This window comes from Corynebacterium sp., assembly GCF_012838985.1.
Classification (GTDB): Bacteria; Actinomycetota; Actinomycetes; order Mycobacteriales; family Mycobacteriaceae; genus Corynebacterium.
Genome location: NZ_DUOE01000155.1, coordinates 1 through 3,308 on the forward strand (window position 1 = coordinate 1; position 3,308 = coordinate 3,308).

Here is a 3,308-nt window from a genome sequence, read left to right on the forward strand (position 1 = left end):
ATCTGGCACACTGGCACACCATGGACCTACTTCTTCTCGTACTGGTGATCGCCGTCTTCATCCTGCCGTCCTTCCTCATGATGCGCAGCCAGCGTCGTCGTCAGGCGGAACTGCAGTCCATGCAGTCCGCACTCGGCGTCGGCGACCGCGTGGTCACCGTCGCGGGTATCCACGGCACGATCGTCACGGCCGGTGAGACCCAGGTGGAGGTCGAGATCGCCGCAGGCGTGGTGGCCACCATGGACCGCATCGCCATCATGCGCCGGGCCACCCCGGAGGACCTCGGCTCCGTGGCCGGCGGCACCCCGGCCACCGGTGAGCAGGTCGGCTACCAGCACCCGGAGGCGCAGTTCCCGGAGCACCCGGAGAACAACACCGACTTCCCCGATTACCCGGACTTCCCGGATCATCCGGAGAACCGCCCGGACGGCGGCCACCCGGAGAACCGCTAGACCCTGCCGGAGATGCCCGGCCCGCTGCCGGGCATGGTGCTCGTCGCCGCTGTATTCGGCCCCGTCACCCGGGCGGCGGCCCGCGCGACCTGATCCATCTCACGTGACCCGGGCCCGGGTCGGACACTGCCGGGGTACTACGCATGACGTAGCATGTTCGTTTGTGCACCTGCCGCCGTACGTCGGGCGGCAGGTGGGATTTTTCGTAGCAACACAGATGGAGAACCGCATTGTCCGTCACAACCCGACGCGAAAAGCCGGGGGCCCAACGGGCCTGGCCGAAGCGCGCGCTCGCGCTGTTCGCCCTCATTCTCGCTGTGGTCTGGGCGCTGGTCCTGTTCACCGGTGACAGGGAGGCGAGCCCGAAGCTGGGCATCGACCTGCAGGGCGGTACCCGTGTGACGCTCGTCCCGCAGGGGCAGGAGCCGACCGCGGACCAGCTGGCGCAGGCCCGCACCATCCTGGAGAACCGTGTCAACGGCATGGGTGTCTCCGGTGCGAGCGTCGTCACCGACGGCAACACGCTGGTCATCACGGTGCCGGGCGAGGACACCTCGCAGGCGCGTTCCGTGGGCCAGACCTCCCAGCTGCTGTTCCGCCCGGTCGCGGCGCCCGCGAACCCCGACACGGAGGCGCTGACCGGCACCCTGGGTGACATGGCCAACCGCTGGGTCGAGCTGGGCATCGTGACGAAGGAAGAGGCGGAGAGCTCCGTCTCGCTCGTCCTCGATGCCTTCAACCAGCAGCTGGAGGGTGCTGATCCGGTGGAGGCTCCGGAGATCACCGCGACGCCGCTGCCGGAACCGGCGAACTCCATCGAGGCGACGGAGCGTCGTCAGGAGATCACCGAACAGCTGCGCGCGGACCGTCAGTCCACTGACCCGACCGTCCAGGCCGCCGCCACGACCCTGCTGCGGTGTGACTCGGAGACCGACCCTCTCGCCGGTTCCGACGAGGCGCATCTGCCCCTCGTGACCTGTGAGCCGGGTTCCGGTCAGGTCTATCTTCTCGGCCCTGCGCCGCTGCTGTCGGGTGTGACCGACGAGAACGGCCCGCGCCTGACCGGCAACGAGATCGACACCTCGCGTGCCATCACCGGCGGTTTCAACCCGCAGTCCAGCCAGATGGAGATCAACTTCGCCTTCAAGACCGACGGCGAGAACTCCGGTTCCCAGACCTGGGCCGAACTGACCCAGCAGTACCTGCAGCGGCAGGTCGCCATCACCCTGGACTCCCGCATCATCTCGGCGCCGGTCATCCAGTCGGCGACCCCGTTCGGCTCCGGCACCTCCATCACGGGCAGCTTCACCCAGGATGAGGCGGCCGAGCTGGCGAACAACCTGCGTTACGGCGCGCTGCCGCTGTCCTTCGCCGGTGAGGACGGGGAGCCGGGCGGCACCGCCCAGTCCGTCCCCGCGTCCCTGGGTGTGGCCTCCCTGCAGGCCGGCCTGATCGCCGGTGTCGTCGGCATCATCCTGGTGGCGATCTTCGTGTTCGCCTACTACCGCCTCTTCGGCGTCATCTCCCTGGTGACCCTGTTCACCGCGGGTCTGCTGGTTTACGGTTCCCTCATCCTGCTGGGCCGCTGGATCGGTTACTCGCTGGACCTGTCCGGCGTCGCCGGCCTGATCATCGGTATCGGCACCACCGCCGACTCCTTCGTCGTGTTCTACGAGCGCGTCAAGGATGAGGTCCGTGAGGGCCGTACCTTCCGTTCCGCCGCCCAGCACGGTTGGGACCGTGCGAAGCGCACCATCGTCACCGGCAACATGGTCACCCTCATCGGTGCCGTGGTCATCTACTTCCTCGCCGTCGGCGAGGTCAAGGGCTTCGCGTTCACGCTGGGCCTGACCACGGTCTTCGACCTGGTGGTGACCTTCCTGGTGACCGCGCCGCTCATGCTGCTGGCGGCCCGCAAGCCGTTCTTCGCCAAGCCCTCCGTCAACGGAATGGGCAAGGTCTTCGAGCTGGCCGCGGAGAATCGTCGGGAAGCAGCGTCCGCCCCCGCCCCGGCCCTGGTGGCCGCCGCATCCACGACCGCATCCACGGAGGAGAAGTAGATGAGCAAGGGCACATTCAGCCGTCTGTACACCGGTGAGGGCGGCGTCGACTTCATCGGTCGCTCCCGCCTCTGGTACTGGATCACCGCCGTGCTGCTGGTCATCTCGATCGCGGCGATCGGCATCCGCGGTTTCGACCTCAGCATCGACTTCGAGGGCGGCACCAAGATGAACATGCCGGCCGCGGAGCTCACGGTCGAGCAGGTCGAGGAGACCTTCATCGACGCCACCGGCGTCACCCCGACCCTCACCCAGATCGTCGGTGCCGGCGACTCCCGCATCCTGGAGATCAACTCCGAGCGCCTGACCACCGAGCAGGTCGACGCCGCCCGTTCCGCGATCTTCGAGGAGCACCAGCCGCTCGACGCGCAGGGGCAGCCCTCGCCGGACGCGATCGGTGACTCCACGGTCTCCGAGTCCTGGGGCTCGACGATCACGAAGCGGATGCTCATCTCGATGGCCGTCTTCCTGGGCCTGGTGTTCCTGTACATCGCCTTCCGCCTGGAGAAGGAGATGGCGACGGCCGCGATGCTCGCGCTGCTTGTCGACGCCGTCCTCATCGCCGGCATCTACGCCCTCTTCGGCTTCGAGGTGTCCCCGGCGTCCGTCATCGGTCTGCTCACGGTGCTGTCGTTCTCGATCTATGACACGGTCATCGTGTTCGACAAGGTCCGTGAGAACACCGCCGGTTACCTCAGTTCCCGCCGTTCCACGTACGGGGAGGAGGCGAACCTGGCGGTCAACCAGACGGTCATGCGGTCCATCTCGACGTCCGTGATCTCGGCGCTGCCGATCG

At 67.5% G+C, this 3,308-nt stretch carries 3 protein-coding genes; all 3 read left to right on the plus strand.

Translation table 11 applies throughout. The features are described from left to right. Positions 1–452, plus strand: a 452-nt coding sequence (gene yajC / locus GXZ33_RS09080; RefSeq protein ID WP_291340693.1) for a preprotein translocase subunit YajC, incomplete at its 5' end; no start/stop codon positions are given. Positions 453–682: 230 nt separating this feature from the next. Further along, positions 683–2,512: a protein translocase subunit SecD gene (gene secD, locus GXZ33_RS09085; RefSeq protein ID WP_291340695.1), complete on the plus strand. Its 1,830-nt coding sequence runs from the start codon at positions 683–685 to the stop codon at positions 2,510–2,512. After that, on the plus strand, positions 2,513–3,308 hold a 796-nt coding region (gene secF, locus GXZ33_RS09090), incomplete at its 3' end, for a protein translocase subunit SecF (protein WP_291340697.1).